At 36.1% G+C, this 16,136-nt stretch carries 12 protein-coding genes, 1 pseudogene and 1 riboswitch; of the genes and pseudogenes, 12 read left to right on the forward strand and 1 reads right to left on the reverse strand.

All coding sequences use genetic code 11. The features are described from left to right. The first annotated feature begins 93 nt into the window (after nt 1-93). Both MKY81_RS07060 and MKY81_RS07065 read left to right on the forward strand, forming a co-directional pair. Nucleotides 94-411 carry a hypothetical protein gene (locus MKY81_RS07060; protein WP_328019056.1) on the forward strand — a complete coding sequence of 106 codons (318 nt, stop codon included), beginning with the start codon at nt 94-96 and terminating at the stop codon, nt 409-411. Between the two features lie 306 nt (nt 412-717). Continuing rightward, nucleotides 718-2,802 carry a sigma-70 family RNA polymerase sigma factor gene (locus MKY81_RS07065; protein WP_108070041.1) on the forward strand — a complete coding sequence of 695 codons (2,085 nt, stop codon included), beginning with the start codon at nt 718-720 and terminating at the stop codon, nt 2,800-2,802. Nucleotides 2,803-2,844: 42 nt separating this feature from the next. Here the strand turns inward: MKY81_RS07065 and MKY81_RS07070 are convergent, their stop codons facing one another. Beyond that, nucleotides 2,845-4,212 carry a glutamate decarboxylase gene (locus MKY81_RS07070; protein WP_341118749.1) on the reverse strand — a complete coding sequence of 456 codons (1,368 nt, stop codon included), beginning with the start codon at nt 4,210-4,212 and terminating at the stop codon, nt 2,845-2,847. 699 nt (nt 4,213-4,911) lie between these two features. Here MKY81_RS07070 and MKY81_RS07075 point away from each other — a divergent pair. The 10 genes and pseudogenes from MKY81_RS07075 to MKY81_RS07120 all read left to right on the forward strand — a co-directional run bounded on the left by MKY81_RS07075 (nt 4,912) and on the right by MKY81_RS07120 (nt 16,125). After that, complete coding sequence (locus tag MKY81_RS07075) at nt 4,912-6,801, forward strand: LXG domain-containing protein (RefSeq protein WP_341117274.1); 1,890 nt, start codon at nt 4,912-4,914, stop codon at nt 6,799-6,801. Beyond that, entirely contained in the window at nt 6,798-7,088 is a 291-nt protein-coding gene (locus tag MKY81_RS07080; RefSeq protein WP_231553261.1) for a hypothetical protein, read from the forward strand. The genes MKY81_RS07075 and MKY81_RS07080 overlap by 4 nt, the downstream gene beginning before the upstream one ends. Before the next feature lie 199 nt (nt 7,089-7,287). Beyond that, nucleotides 7,288-7,419: pseudogene (locus MKY81_RS07085) on the forward strand (transposase); the annotation flags it as partial. Nucleotides 7,420-7,472: 53 nt separating this feature from the next. Next, nucleotides 7,473-7,733: a hypothetical protein gene (locus tag MKY81_RS07090; RefSeq protein WP_328007374.1), complete on the forward strand. Its 261-nt coding sequence runs from the start codon at nt 7,473-7,475 to the stop codon at nt 7,731-7,733. Further along, entirely contained in the window at nt 7,712-8,017 is a 306-nt protein-coding gene (locus MKY81_RS07095; protein ID WP_034767636.1) for a contact-dependent growth inhibition system immunity protein, read from the forward strand. Before MKY81_RS07090 ends, MKY81_RS07095 begins: the two co-directional genes overlap by 22 nt. A 266-nt stretch (nt 8,018-8,283) precedes the next feature. Continuing rightward, nucleotides 8,284-8,472 carry an EndoU domain-containing protein gene (locus tag MKY81_RS07100; RefSeq protein ID WP_235598386.1) on the forward strand — a complete coding sequence of 63 codons (189 nt, stop codon included), beginning with the start codon at nt 8,284-8,286 and terminating at the stop codon, nt 8,470-8,472. Then, nucleotides 8,403-8,615 carry a hypothetical protein gene (locus tag MKY81_RS07105; RefSeq protein WP_341118821.1) on the forward strand — a complete coding sequence of 71 codons (213 nt, stop codon included), beginning with the start codon at nt 8,403-8,405 and terminating at the stop codon, nt 8,613-8,615. Before MKY81_RS07100 ends, MKY81_RS07105 begins: the two co-directional genes overlap by 70 nt. A 235-nt stretch (nt 8,616-8,850) precedes the next feature. Beyond that, nucleotides 8,851-9,153, forward strand: a complete 303-nt coding sequence (locus tag MKY81_RS07110) for a contact-dependent growth inhibition system immunity protein (RefSeq protein ID WP_066235530.1) — start codon at nt 8,851-8,853, stop codon at nt 9,151-9,153. A 1,210-nt stretch (nt 9,154-10,363) separates the two neighbouring features. Beyond that, nucleotides 10,364-10,448, forward strand: a riboswitch (cyclic di-GMP riboswitch). Between the two features lie 280 nt (nt 10,449-10,728). After that, nucleotides 10,729-12,438 carry a methyl-accepting chemotaxis protein gene (locus MKY81_RS07115; protein WP_341117276.1) on the forward strand — a complete coding sequence of 570 codons (1,710 nt, stop codon included), beginning with the start codon at nt 10,729-10,731 and terminating at the stop codon, nt 12,436-12,438. Between the two features lie 96 nt (nt 12,439-12,534). Further along, nucleotides 12,535-16,125, forward strand: a complete 3,591-nt coding sequence (locus MKY81_RS07120) for a non-ribosomal peptide synthetase (protein ID WP_341117279.1) — start codon at nt 12,535-12,537, stop codon at nt 16,123-16,125. Nucleotides 16,126-16,136: the final 11 nt, after the last annotated feature.

Raw genomic sequence — 16,136 nt, forward strand, 5'->3', positions numbered from 1 at the left:
GCTGTTACCCATAAAATTTTTGCATAAGCTTTATAGCGCGATAACGACTGATGTAACAATACTGCCGAATCTGGTGTATTTTTAGACAATGCTGTGTGGATTGCTGTGGAGGCCTGTAATAGTGGTTCCCATTGGAAGGCCAATAAAGATGCAGCCGAAAAATATGGAACTGGTTGGGCAACAACCGCTGCTGCGGGTTACGTATCGGGTGCTGATCAATATGCAGGTGCTAGTTCTGTGGATAACCAAGCATTATTTGATGACTTATGTAATCCTCTCCAATCTCTAACAACATTTAAGCAATTATTATCCGGTACATCTGATAACAGCGATACAAATAACAACAACGATAACGGTAATACAAACAATACACCGCAAGAAGATCCTTATCAAACCGGGGCTGAGTTTTAGAGTATCGCTGTACTTGGAACAATATAAGTTGATCAACAACTTTCAAAAATAAAAACAAAAAAGCTATCACTTGATTAAATGTGATAGCTTTTTTGTACCTTTCTTGCAATTACGCTTTAAAAGAAATCATGTACAATAAAAAAGAAAGGGATAATATTGTTTTTTAGAGGGGAGATTTTATACGGAAAACATCTAAGAATAAAAATCAGAATAATGATAACCTTTTTAAAAGAAAGAATGATAGAGTAGTATTAAAATACAACTTTCATTAGGTTTAATGAGAATATTCGAGGGGGGAATGCGTTGATGATTCCAGCAAAAATAGAGCCCACTTTCATTACTACAAAAAGAGAAAAGGGCATGGAATCCATCATCGATTGGTTCGATCTGCATAAACAGTCGTTCTATACTTTGGGGTGGTCCTATCTTAGGAATCAAATGCAAATGGGGGAGCTTTTTTACCGGACCATTATAAATGTCCACAAAGAGTTGCCACGATTAAAAAAAGAAACATCATTTGAAACGAAGGTTACATCTATTTTTATACAAACCTGCCGGGAGCTTTCTAATGAAAAAAGTCCACAAGCTATAGAGGAAAATGAAACACACCAGCAATTTTTTAATGTCCTTGATCAGTTGAATAAATATGAGAAAGAAGCGTTGACCCTCACTTATATAAAAGGACTTTCGCAGGAGGAAGTGGCACATCTTCTCCAAGTTTCAGTAGAAAAGTTGAAAGATCATTTGTTCTTTGGAATCCAGTCGCTTAGAAAAGGAATGGGCTATGAGCAAGCATTTAATGGCTGTAATGAATACCATAGGAATTACGTTGATTACTTAGAAAAAAATCTTGATCGTTCTAAAAAGATAGATTTCGAGGTACATATGCATCAGTGTCAACACTGTCGGGAGGATTTGGCGTCCTTTCAAGAAGTCATGGTAACTTTGTTAAACTCAACCAAAAGGATGTTTGAAGAATTCCATGTACCTTCTGATTTCATGGAAAATGTCAGAGCAAGGTTCGCGGAAAAGGAAAAGAACAGAAAATTGAAAAACAAGAAACGCAAAAAAATAGGGATTGCTATTGCAAGCCTTTTCGCATTGTTAATAGGTATAGGGATATTTACTGGCTCATTTACTAATCTTTACTATACATGGACAGAAGAAGATCCAGAATTGCGCCCATTTCTGCAAAAAGGCTTGGGTGAAAGGCTGAACTTGGAAGCTGAAAACAATGGGATAAAAATTAAAATTAAGAGTGCGATTGCTGATGATATTCAGACACTAGTTTTTTATGAAATAGAAGACACAAAGGGAGATAATCAATATCTTATAGATAATGGGGAAGGGGTTTCTGTCGATAACGAAATTGAAATGAATAGCGAAGCAGATTTAAGGTTCTATCCTCCTGATCTAAAATCGGATATAAACAAGAAAGAAAAGAACGTGTATCACGGAAAGATTAGTCTGCAGCCACTTTTAAAAGATAAAGGGGTTATAAAACTTTCAATTACACAGCTTCAGAAGTTAGTTCGTGATTCCTCTAATAGGAATAGCGTATGGGGTTACGAGGGCATGGAAGAAGCAGAATCCGGGAAGTGGAACTTCGAGATTCCTTTAACAAAAAAGCCATCTTTTGAATATGCCTTGAATGGAGAAACGGAGATTGAGGGGATTCCAGTTCGTTTTGATAAGTTAACCGTAGCTCCAACAACAACGGTTCTGGACTTTGCTATTAATAATGAACGGACGGATAAGCAAGTCGAGGGTCCTAATTTTGACAATATAGTAGTAAATGATAAAAAAGTGAAAGCTGATTTGTATAACGGTTATTCCGCTGAATATGTCGGGGATTGGATCATTTATCAGTCGAACTTTAACCCTCTTTTTGGAGAAAAACCAAAAAAGGTAAACGTTCAATTCGCTTCTGCTCGATTAACGTTTAAAGACGAAAAAACTATTGAACTGGATGCTTCTAAAAAATATCCTCAAACCTTTGAATATGCGGGAAGTAAAATCTCCATTGACAAGGTGAAGGTTGGAAAACCTACCAAGGTTGTAATAAGCAATTCTGAAATTAAGAATCGTGCATACGAGACGCTCGACTTTGAATTTTTTGGTGATGGTAAAAATGAACCGAGTTCAATGGAAAGTGAGACTCAAGGAGTGCTCGTTGATAAAAACGGTAAAGAATACGATATGAATTTAAACCCTTTCGCATATGAAGAAATCGAGCAGCCGCGTTATTTCGAAACTGTTTATAATATGACATTACAAACCGACAATCCTAAAGAAAAAGTGATTCCCAAAAGATTGGTTATTCATGGATATAATACAATGAAATATATCGATGATGTTGTGAAGATTTCTGTGAAGCATAAAAAGGAATAATCATCCAAGCCCAGTGTCGAAACTGGGCTTTTCTAATATAGATCAATGGCGAAAATTAATGTCGCAGTATGTTTCATGTGGCGTTGGGTGATCCAAAGAATTTAGATAAGATACGGCCTGTTTAAGGTTATTCAAGAATAATTGAGCCATATTAATGGAAAATTCATTTCGAACGACAACACGCATAATTGTTACATTTTCCATGTTTGCAGGTAAAGGATATGCTGGAACATGCCAGCCAAATGCAAGTAATTGGTGAGATAAATTGTAAAGAGACCAATTGGAGGTGGATCCTTCTTTCAGTCGCCAAGTTACTACCGTAATATCTGAGCCATCTGTCAAAATTTCAAATGGTCCTATTGCTTGAAGCTTGCTGCTAAGAAAATGTGCTATTGTTTGAGAGGCTTTTTGTACCTCATAGTACCCGGCTCTTCCTAGACGGAGGAAATTATAATATTGAAGCAGTACTTGGGCGCTTGGGCGAGAAAAGCTCAGGGCGAATGTTGGGAAGTTCCCACCTAAATAGGATACATGAAAGATGAGATCTTCGGGGAGATCTTCAGTTTCACGCCAAATGACCCATCCAATACCCGGGTATACTAACCCGTATTTATGTCCGGAAACATTGATGGATTTTACCCTAGGCAGCTGAAAATCCCAAACTAATTCTGGCTGAAGGAAGGGTGCTACGAAACCACCCGATGCAGCATCAACATGTATTGGTATATCGAGACCCGTTTTTGACTGAAGTTCGTCTAAAGCCTTTGCGATTTTCTCGACTGGTTCATACAGGCCAGTATAGGTCACACCAAAAGTAGGCACCACACCGATTGTGTTTTCATCTACCGCAGCAAGTACCCCTTCAGGATCCATAGTAAGGTGATCTGGTGTAATGTTTACATAGCGCGGTTCTACATCCCAATAGTTCGCAAATTTTTTCCATACAATTTGAACTGCCGAACTAAAGACGATATTTGGCCGATGAATGGACATGCCTTGCTTCTTTCGTGCTTTTTGCCACCGCCGTTTCAATGCAAGCCCTCCAAGCATGCATGCTTCTGATGAACCTGATGTTGAAACACCAATTGAATGAAGCGGATCAGGAGAATGCCAGAGCTCGGCTAATATTCTAACACAACGATTCTCTATCGCCATTGTCTGTGGATATTCGCACTTATCAATGAGATTTTTGTTGTATGTTTCTGCATAGAGACGATCTGCGGTAGGTTCCATTCTAGTAGTAACGAATGTTGCAAGATTAAGAGTAGGTTTGCCATCCAACATCATTTCATCAAGTATCATTTGTATTGCTGATTCGGGTTGCATGCCTATTTCGGGTATTTGAAACTGAGAAATGACGTTATTCCCATTACGAAGGGAAGGATGTTCAAAATAATTGTAAGGAAACATTTTTTGGTCGGAGTAGCGTTGTCGCCATTTTGAACGGCTACTCCTTACCGGCTTTCTGAACTTGTTATATGGATCATAAATTGAATTCCTTGAGCTTTCTGCTCTTTTCCCCCTATGCGAAGGTAAATGTGTATAGTTTGGCAGGTAAGGATTAACCTGGCTATAGTACGGCCGATACGGTTTATAAGAGATATTCACCAAGCCTCCCTTATTCAACAATTATTTTATAAGTATGAAGAACAATTTTAATCTAGAAGAGGTTAGAAGGAATTTCGTAACAAAGGGGATTTCTTATCGATAATTTTCCCTTGGTTATTTTTTGTGAAAATTATTTGAATTTCTTGATTAAAAAATTCTAATCTACAAAAAATCCATTCCTAATATCCACAATGTGTAATTTAATGGAAAGTATCAGCGCAATAAGAACCGCAAATCTTCAGTTTTTCACCCCTCAATGATAAAAAATTATTTAAATAGGAGTAAAGACCCTCTATTTCACAACAAAAATTCAAATTGACTCTATTTATCCTTAGTTGGATAATATAACCATAATTATTTCGCGACTTAATGTGCAAAAACTTCTATATATCTATCAATCTTTTTTACTAAAAAGTGAAATAGCCGCGAAGTAAGCGATTAAAAGTAAGAAAGAAGAGTATCTGGACAATTTCAGGCGATGAAATAGAAAGCTGGTGAAAAATGAAAGTACTTGATGTTCACGGTTTCCGTGCTGGTATGGATCAAATTCAAGAACGACTGGAAGCATTGAATGAGCAAATTGAACAATTACAGCATGCCATTGACGGAATCATTACACTGGAAGATTCGTTAAAAGGGAAAAGCGGCGAGGCAATTCGCTCCTACTATCAAGAAATTCATCAAACATTTCTACTCTTTTTTCAATCCTTTCTCGCAAATTATGATACGATGATAGAAAATATGAAACATTCCCTGCATGGGCTAGAACCAGATGAAAATGGGTTGATAAACGAAGTTTTTCTTGATTACAACTTAGAATATGGCCTAAAAAAGGTTGAAAGTGTAACAAGTTCACTAACGGACGAAGGCAATCGCATCATGCAGAAAGTCAGTGATATTGTCCACTTACCAAAATTACAAGATGACGAAACAATGCATCAAATTAAACAGGCAAAAGAAAAGGTGAAGACGACTCTTCATCAGCTGCATTCTTTTGACAAACAAGCAACACGATCACTGGATTCCGTTCGTAAAGACATTCAAACGATGTCCCGATTTATCGAACAAATGGATTCGAATCTTAAGGGAAACAAGCAAATCATCACCAACTTTACACCTCAGAAATTAATGAGGGAAGAAGCCTATCGGAGTCTACTAGGTGAATTTGTACAAAAAGGAAACATGACTCCCATTCAAACGATTAAAAGGGAAGCTTACGGAAACTACAAAAGTATTAAATACCTGGTCTATCCAGACGGGCTTATCGTTATGGAATACCAGAAGATTGGAAAGGACTCAAATGTTTATTATGAAGTCGTCACAGATATCCCTAAGGAAGTCCAAGACGGCGCAAAGGTAGGAATCATTGAACCAACAATTGATAACATCTTGAAAGGAATATATGTAGGTTCCGGGCAAGCAGTAGGAGATACCATTGAGGGCTGGAAAGGCCTTTACAAATTGGCCGAAAAATATCTAGGTCCCACCTCAAGCCCCGACCTTCTAAGGAAAGCAGGCTTAATCGGAACCGACCTTTACCTTGATTCAAAAGCTGTATTCGGAAGAGCTGTTGATACAGGCAAATATATGGTGAAAGCTGTAAAAGACGGTTTTGTACGGGATGTCATCAACGGAGATGCGGAAAGTAGGAGTGAATATTTTACTTATCTTTTTACGACTTTAGGAATTGGAGTTTTAGGCGATAAAGGGATCAGCAAAATTGGCAATCTAGGTACGAAAGTTGGCGGATTTGGCGGGATAACAACAAAAGTTGAGGGACTGAGTCCGTCTTTGGGAACTGTGACAGCAGGACCCATTCCTTATAATGTGATGAATCGTCTGGAGGATCAGATTCAGCTAGTGGCGAGGAAAGCGTTTGGGGATGGTACTAAGGGTATAGATAATGCTACTGTTACTAACAAAAGAAGTAATTTATATAGAGGTGATAGTTTACTTCACTCTCCAACTAGACCAAATGGAACTGGTAAACCTCATATATCGAGTTCAGGTGATTTAGTTCCAGCGAGTAAGGAAGGTTTATATAAAGGGCGACAAGTGACTGTTACAGAGCATATACTTGGAGGTTACAGAAAAGGAGCTAAATCTAATAGTCCTTATACTAGTTTTACAAATAATAAAAATGTGATTGGAAATTATGGAGAAAATGCAATTGAACTAGATATATCAGCCTTACGGAAAGATATACAGTCTGGAAAGGTAAAAGACGTTGTTATACTCTCTCCAAAGCAAATTCAAAAGTTAATTGAGAGAGATACTGTTTCTTCTGATTTTTGGAAGAATAGAGCGATTAACTGGACTAAAAGGGACAATGAATATTTGATTAAAGGGGAAGTTCCTAGCCAATATATTAAGGTTTTGCCTAAGGAGTGAGAATTTTGAAACTATACTATTTAAACGAATTTTTAGGAGATATAGTCAATATTAATGTTGAAGGAATGTGGATTAATGCTAAAATTATCCCTTCAAAAAATATAGACAAATTCAACGATTTTTTTTCGGCGATTGTTGATGAGGAAAATGATTTTGAAGAAACTAATTATAGCGAAGAATGGTTAGATGATAGCAATTGGTATATTATTGATAATGAAAATAGGAAAAAGGGTATATATATACCTGCGGTTTATCCCGATGGGGAAATTAGCTGGAGATGGAGATGAATTATATATAGAAAATATTGATTATAATTGATTATATTGAGAAGTTATTAATAAACCTTGATTGGCAAAATGTCTTTCAAGGTTTAATTTTTGTGGGCGCTGCCTAGTGCCGAATGAACTGCTTATTATTTTCGAAGCGGAGATAAGGATTGTAAGCCCTTTATGAAGTTTAATCAAATTATTTAGTACCTGTAACACCATTAAAACGTTAGGGATGCAGCTTGAAACCATGCCAGGAATTGATACGGTTACTTCATCCGCTTTAATTGCAGAGATTAGTGTTATTCATTGGTTCACAAACTCTGACAAACTAGCAAGATATGCAGGAATTCCAAGATAACTGCTTCATCAGCATTTAAAGATAGAGCTACTGCAGAAAAAGTAGTGAATAAAACTTTTAATGATCCGACCAATGCTAAGAAAATAGAAAATTGGATGAATAGCTCCTCAAAGGATAATTTAGTGTTAAATTATAAAGGTGATGGTACACCAATCGGTAGAGGTGTTAAGAGAGGCACAACTCAAGTTGAAGACTACTCAAATGCTAAAATTCATTTTACAAAAAGATACTTCAGCGTCGAATTTTATCCTAACTGGCTATCCAACAAAATAGGGAGGACAAAATGCAAGAATTTTTTAATGTAAATATTGAGGATGAATTAAGCAATTTTTTAGGTGGAAATTTCCATCAAGATATAGAGTCTCCAGAACAAGCCTTACAAGATTATATTGATAGGCAAAGTAAAGATTGGATTCAAATATTAATTTACTGTGCAGAAAGTTTTTTAAATAGTAACCTTTCTGACAATGAAAAAGAGGAGTTTATAGAATCAAATGCTGAAATTTACTTTCCGGCTATAGAATTAAAACCAATTGAATGGTTAAATAATGTTGTGGAGCAATTAAAAAAAGCAGTAATAACGAAATAGGACTTTGAAACATTGGATGCCTTGATTGAGTAAAAACTCTTTCAAGGTTTCTTAATAAAACCAGCTTTACAACATAGGGTATAGAGAAAGATGATATATTTTCTAATGGTTCGTTTAATCATGTATTTCTGGTGAGATAGACAAAAAACGTAAAGCTGTAGGTTATCATCATGAAAGTATAATGGGGGGCAAAATAGTTGAGGTAACGGACTCTCCTAATAAACATGGGGTATACCGTGCAATAGTTGGAAGAGAAAAATAAAAAGGTGCCTTCCACATTTTTTCCAAGTGATTGGAATAGAGTTCAAGTTACAAATGCGATAAAACAGGCTTACAGTAATAGAAAAGTGATAAAGGATAATTTAAATGAAGGTATGATGTATTTATGGAACTGTATCCTGATAAAGAACTTCCTTCTTTTACTAGATTTATTCCCCTTGGCAAGGTTGAAGTAGAAGGAGAGCATTTCAATGATTGGTCTGGACATCATTTTTGCCTTTCATCAAGAGGAGAGTTAGTGGTAACTAAAAATGCTTTGGATTTTTTAAAGAAATTTTCTATTAAGTATTGTGATATTACAAAACTAAAACAATCATAACATCAGTTACCTTAGAGGATTTATTATCTTCTAAGGTATTATTTTTTATATGAGGTGGCGAATAAAGTATAAATTGTTCAAATAGAAGAAAGTCAGAGATATTATACACTTACCAAAATTACATGATGATGAAACAATGATCAAATTAAACGGGCAAAAGAAAAGGTGAAGACGCCCCTTCATCAACTGCATTCATTTGACCAACAAGCAATTTAATACTAAGGGGTGAGATATTATGTTGTCTTCCAACAAACTAGAAGAACCTGTTTTTCAATTCTTGGCTGGAACTTTTCATCAGGATATTGATTCTCCAGAAGAGGCATTACAAGAATTATTAGCAGAGGAAAGTAAAGAGTATCTGGAATTTGCCATTGTCTTTTTAACAGACTTTATCAAAAGTGAATATGCGAATAATGAAAAGAATGATTACATTCAATCTTGTGCAGATGGTGTGTACTTTCCCCCTCTTGGTTTAGAACCACTTCAGTGGCTCTATCAAGTAATTGAACAAATAAAAGAAGCTGTTAAAACAAAATAGAATTATTATAAAGAAAACCTTGATTGGCCAAGTGTCTTCAAGGTTTCCTTTTTGTGGGACTACTAAGAGACGAGTAAATAGCTTTTTATACATTTAATAAGAATAATCTATTTAATCCCTATATGATGTTTTGCCAAAATAAAATGGTACGTAAAAAGAATTTATTGTTTAGGCAGAATGCTCTATTTTTCAACAGTCACAGTTTAATTACATGCAATCTAAATTTGATTTCCTGAGAGAAAGTAGTAGAGATTACTATAACATTTAAAGGAAAAAAATAATTTTATTTAGAACACTATTAGTAGAACCTTGAAGGGGTATTTACCTCAAGTTTTTTTTATATGAGGGGCTACCCAGTGCGAATAAACTCCTATTTAGAGAATCCCTAAGGAAGTCCAAGAGACGCAAAGGTATGAATCATCGAACCAACAGATGATAATTTCAGGCAAAGCAGTAGGAGATGCCATCGAGGGGTGGAAAGGCTCTTATAAATTGGCTGAAAAATATCTGGGTCCCACCTCAAGCCCCGACCTTCTATTGAAAGCCGGCTTCAGATGAAGAAACAGATACCTATATGTGCCCTAATCAGAAACGTATTGAATTTCAATATCATTCTGTCCTCACATTAATGGCAGGGAATTTAAGAAAATTCCCGCTAACTACTAAAGTAATATAAGGATTCACCTTTCTCACTATTTGATGCTAGTTATATCCCAGACTCTTTTTTTTCACAAAATCACAAGCGCACTAGATGCTAAAGCGAGTCTGATAAATAAGCGGAGAAAGTTCCCTTAATTAGCATAATAGCACTGAAATTAGCTAAAATAGACGGAAGTTTTCCGGCTATTTACTCAAAAAACATGAAAATAGGTAATTTTTCTTTGCTTAATCGGAAAATTTCCGCTTATATCCCCCAAACCAAACTTTATTCAGCAGTATAACCGGAGAATCTCCGCTTATTTATATATCACTAGTTACTCAATAATGGTTTGCACAAAAAGTTCACATTTTTAAAGTAATTCCCTATTTATTATTCACATATAACATTTTACCCTGTATAATGTTTTAGTATGGGTAAAATTAACCAAGTAACCCTCTTTTGCTTGAGTACAATATCCTATTGGATTGGTAGTTATTTAGGTCTACTTATACATCCTATCTTTAAATTAGAAACAGATTTCTAGCTAATACAATTTAATAAAGGATTACCTTATGATAATGGCAAACTTATTGAAAGATAAGGACGCAAAGCTACGGATCTAAGGCTTATAAGCTAGGACCGCCGGGTTACCAAGAAGGATTGGAAATTTGAAATGAGTTTAGAAGTATAGCTATAGCTTTATTTAATTTCATTTTATTAGAAGCTCACCAATCTTTAATTGGTGAGCTTTTTTTTCTTGTGTAAAACCTTTATTAAACCTCTATATTTGATGGAAGCGCATGGATGGTAATGAATGAGTATAGACCTAGTGATTTGGTAATTATCTGGAGAGATTTAATAAAATAATGAAAGGAATGATTATTTTGAAGAAGTTCTTTAGTTTTGCAAATGTTTCATACAAAGCGCGATTTACGATGGTAAGCGTCATAAGTACATTAGTAGTTGCTATTGTTGTTACAAGCATTAGTTATTTTTCAGACATGAATTTTCTAATGGATAAGTTAGCAACCGATTCGACCAACACGGTAAAGGCTTGGTCAAAAGATTTAAATAATGATGATATTTTATCCTTAATGGAAAGTAAGGATGAGAATAGTGAGATTTCGAAAAGTCTTGTCGAACATTTTGATAAATTAGCAAAATATCAACCTGCAGTGGCCCAAGGGTACATTTTTGGGACTGAGTTGAAAAATGGTACAGATACGAGTGTTGTTTCAGGACCAACCTTTCTTATGGAGGATTTCAAGAAATCCAATCTTAACATCGGAGATATGTATACACAGCCTGAAATCATTGCCAAAGCCATTAAGAAAATGAAAGAGACAAAGTCATTAGTCTCTTCTGAACCCTATAAAGATTCTTTTGGAACATGGATTACGGTGTTAAAACCAATTATGAACGCGCAAGGTGATGTAGTAGCTTATTACGGAGTAGATTTTGAAGCAAAATCTTATATTGAGGGTAAACATCATGAAACGCTGATTATTATTAGTATTTTAATAGGATTATTGATTGTGGCATCAGTGATTCAATACTTTATTATGAACAGAGCATTTAGACCTATCCAGGGCATGATGGTTGGGATTGAAAAGGTATCAAATGGAGATTATTCAGTTAAATTAAAAGAGACGAAAGGTGAGTTTGGTCAATTAGCAGTTAAATTTAATGTGATGGTTGAAACGGTTGGAAAACTCTTAAATTCGGTGAAATCTGCATCTAGTGAGACTACAGATCATGCGAATACTCTTTACTCCTCAGTGGAAGAGTCAGGTAAAACAATTGAACAGATAACAAGTGAAATTACCGAAATGTCGTCGCGTTTTAATACTCAGACGGAGGCAACAGATGAAGTTCTCCAATCTTTACAAGAATTAGCTACTGGTGTTGATTCAGTTGCACGTAATTCAACAGATGTCAGTGAGCTTTCTGTTAAAACGGAAGAGCAAGCTCAAATAGGGAATGAATCAGTCAACAAAGTTAAAGAGCAAATGGCCTATATCAGTAGTTCAACGAAAAATTCGGAAGATAGCATTTTAGCTTTGAAAACACGCTCAGATGAAATCAGTAAGATTGTTCAGTTAATAACCGACGTCGCAGACCAAACTAACTTATTAGCTTTAAATGCTGCCATTGAAGCTGCAAGGGCAGGAGAACAAGGAAAAGGATTCGCAGTAGTAGCTGATGAAGTAAGGAAACTTGCAGAGCAGTCAAGGGAATCAGCTAAGCAGATTGAAGAACTTATTTCCGGTATTCAAACTGAAACAGAGAAAGCAGTTGAATCCATTCAAAGTGAAGCAAAATTTGTTGATGAAGGGGTCAAATTGGTAGAAGAAACGGAGAAAGTTTTCTCTGAAATCTTGCATTCTGCTGGTAAAGTAGCTGTTCGTATACAAGAAGTATCGGCGGCAACACAACAAATTGCTGCAGGGAACCAACAAGTAACATCAACTTTTGAACAGTTATCGGTAATCACAAATCAAAATAATGAAACAGTAGAGACGATCTCGGAAAATATTCAGGAACAAGAAGCAACTTTTAAAACAATCATCCAATCAGCTAAAGATATGAGCCAAGTGGCAGAAGGTTTAGATAGTGTTGTATCAACTTTAAAGGCTGAAAGATAGGTATAAAGGTGAATGGACAGGTGTTCGTGATGGAAATCTAGAACACCTGTTAGAGCTTTATGAATCTACCATAAATAATTGAAGGATAGAGGGATTATGACAAAACAGATTAACATCAAAGCAAATATCAATGAAATTATTAATACGTTAAATTTTCCAGTAAAACAAGAACTGAAATCAACTTCCAATAAATTCAAAACCTCCTTGAAAAACTTACCCTATACAGACAATGTTTTGCTTGTAACAGCTTTTATTTCATGGATTCATCGCATGACAAATGAAGAGACGGTTTCTCTAGATATACATAAGGATGGTCAATTTTACCCGTTGGAAATCACTTTCTCAAAGGAGACTACAGTTAAAACAGTAGTTTCTATGGTACAAGAAGCTCTTTTAAAAGACGGAGTAGAGGCTAGTACAAACCATATTATATTCACAGATAAGCAAATCGAAGACGTGGAAGGTATTGTATTTCAGTTGGTTGTAGAAGGGAATAGCTTCTATTTAGCTGGAACAGAGCAAATAATTAATGCCAATTTTGAGCAACGCTACTTATCTAGCTTCAATATTCTAGCACTTGACCTTAATAACAATAAAGAAAAGGCGGTACTTGATTTAGAAATATTAACACCCGAAGAAGTAGATCTATGGAAAAGCATCAACGATAATAAAAAGGACTTTCCGAAGGGGGAAACCTTACACGGTATCTTCTCTAAAACGGCTAGAAATTATCCTAAGAAATATGCCCTTTCCAATGAATCTGAAAAAATTACTTTCCGAGAATTAGAGAAATACTCCAATCAAGTAGCAAACTATTTAGTAACGAATGGGGTCAAAATAGGGGATTATATCGCCGTGTATATGGAAAGAAGCATTGAGGCCATTGTTGGAATGTTAGGGGTCATGAAGGCGGGAGCGGTATATGTGCCGCTAAGCCCGGACAACCCAAACGAGCGAAATGCATATATTATGCAGGATGCCAATACAAAAGTCGTTCTTACAAATCGGGAAAGCATGCATCTCATTGATGGCGTAGCGCCTGAAGATGCACAAATAATGAACATTGAAAATATTGCCGGCCCAGCAACACCTGTTCATGTAGATGTGAAAGCGACGGATATTGCATATATTATTTATACTTCAGGGTCAACGGGGAAACCAAAAGGGGTTAAAATTCCACATAAAAGTATTATCACATTTGGCTACTCCGAATTAGAAATTTACGATATTACGAGTGAAGATACGTTAACACAATTTTATACATTAACTTTTGATGCATCGTTACTGGAGCTTTGCCCGATGATTTTCACTGGTGCATGCTTATATATGCTTTCAAAGGAAGAACGGTTAGATGTAAGTCTATTTGCAGATGCCATTAAGCGCGAAAATATCACGTCAGCCATGATGTTACCGATGAGTGCGTTGAAGCAGTTCTCCTTATATGCAACAGATAAAGATGTAGAAGCTTTTCGTAACTTAAAATATTTTGGAGTCGGAGGAGAAGCTTTAACAGGAGAAACCGCTCGTTTATTCCAAAATCGCTTTGGAAATATTCCATTAATTAATGTGTATGGACCGACGGAATGTTCCGTACTCTCCACCACTTATACTGTGACAGATAAGATACCGGAAGACTTAGTCAATATTCCAATCGGAAAACCATTGAAGAATTATTCCGTTTATATTGTAAATGAAAAGGATCATTTAAATCCAATTGGTGTACCAGGTGAATTGCTTATTGAAACAGAAGGCCTGTCTGAAGGATATTTAAATCTACCGGAAAAAACTTCAGAGGTATTCGTAAAAACTCATCTATCCGATCATTTGGTGTACCGTTCCGGAGATATTGTGAAACTTTTAGATGACGGAAATATTGAATTTGTTGGTCGGAAAGATTCCCAAGTGAAAATTCGTGGATATCGTGTCGAAATGGGTGAAATTGAAGATAAGCTATTGCAAGTAGATTTCATCGAAGACGGCGCCATTGTAGCAGCAGATGTTAACGGCGACAAAATTCTGGTTGCATACTATAAACAAAAAGATAATGAGATTGGATCACCAAAAGCGGTGTTAGACTTTTTAACCACAAAGGTACCTAAATATATGATTCCTTCTTATATCATAGAGTTAGAGGATCTGCCGCAATTACCAAGCGGAAAGATTAACCGCAAAGAGTTAGCCGCGCGACCAATCGAGTTGAAGTCAAGCTTTGATGAGGATAAAAAGGCGCCTTCAAATGAAGTCGAGGAAAAATTTGTTGAAGCATGGAAAAGTGTTCTCGGACTATCATCAGTCGGTGTCGATGAGAACTTCTTTGAAATTGGAGGTCACTCGTTAAAGGTTCTAGCGACGCTATCAATCTTAAAAAAGGATTTCCCAACCTTAAAAATCAATGATTTCTTCACCTATCCGACGATTGAAGCATTAGCTCAAAAGATTAGGCACGATCAGGTAGTAGAAACAGAGGAAAATGTATTTACTAACTTAAAGGAAACAGATTTATATGAACATCCAAAACGCTTACATACAAATTTGGATTATAAGGCAGTTTCGCAAACGGGAGTACTATTAACAGGGGTAACGGGCTATCTTGGTTCGCATATTTTAATCGATTTAGTAAGAGATACTAATACAACCGTTTATGCATTAGTAAGAGCGAAATCCCGGGAAGAAGGCTTAGAACGTTTAAAGTCAACGCTTAGTTACTATGCACCACAGAATTTCTATATTAACTATAACTTGAAAGACCGAGTGGTTGTTATACCTGGTGACTTCACGAAAGCTGATTTGGGCTTATCTAAAGAAGACTATGCAAAGGTCCAAGAAAAAGTGAATTCGATCATCCATTGTGGTGCAGATGTACGCCACTTTGGAAGCAAAGAAGAATTCACGAAGACGAACGTGGATAGCACGAAGAATTTATTAAAGCTAGCCGAACAATTATGTAATGCTCGTTTTCATTATGTGTCGACATTAGGAATCCCTGAAGACCTCGCAATGGAAGGGAATTGGGATAGGTTCTTACAGGCTACTAATATAGCAGATGCTCCCGAAATTATGAGCTTATATACTAATAGTAAACTGGAATCGGAGAAATTAGTCGAGGAGTATTATAAAAAAGGATTGCCCGTTACCATTTATCGTCCGGGAAACATTACTTGTCAATATGAGACGGGCATGTTTCAAATGAACATTAATGATAATGCTGTTTATCGAATGTTAAAAGGATTCATCCTCTTAGGTGTAGCACCGGATGTGGACTATAAAATGGACTTTACTATGGTTGATTTTGCAAGTAAATCGATTACGACGATTGCTATGTTAGATGAATCTATCGGTGGAGTTTATAACATTTGCAATCCATTGAATATCTCTTATAAAGAATTTATTCAATCAATAAACGACTTTGGGTATGACATAAATTTATTACCTCAACAAGAATATGTAGATTACTTGTACTCCGATCAACCGAAGGATAAGGAAGGCTTGGAGTTAGCAATGGCAGGTTTAGAGGGAGACGGTGCTAAAGATTCGCCACTTGTTTACACTTGTCCTCATACAATGAGTGTGTTGAATAAAAATGGGGTGAAAGTGCCAACTCCAGACAAAGCTTTTGTTTTTCGTATGCTAGAGCATGCTATACACGTAGGATATTTCAATCGACCTGCAGTTTTAGCGAGAGTATAAGTAGATGTAAA

The organism is Heyndrickxia sp. FSL W8-0423, assembly GCF_038009395.1.
Classification (GTDB): Bacteria; Bacillota; Bacilli; order Bacillales; family Bacillaceae_C; genus Heyndrickxia; species Heyndrickxia sporothermodurans.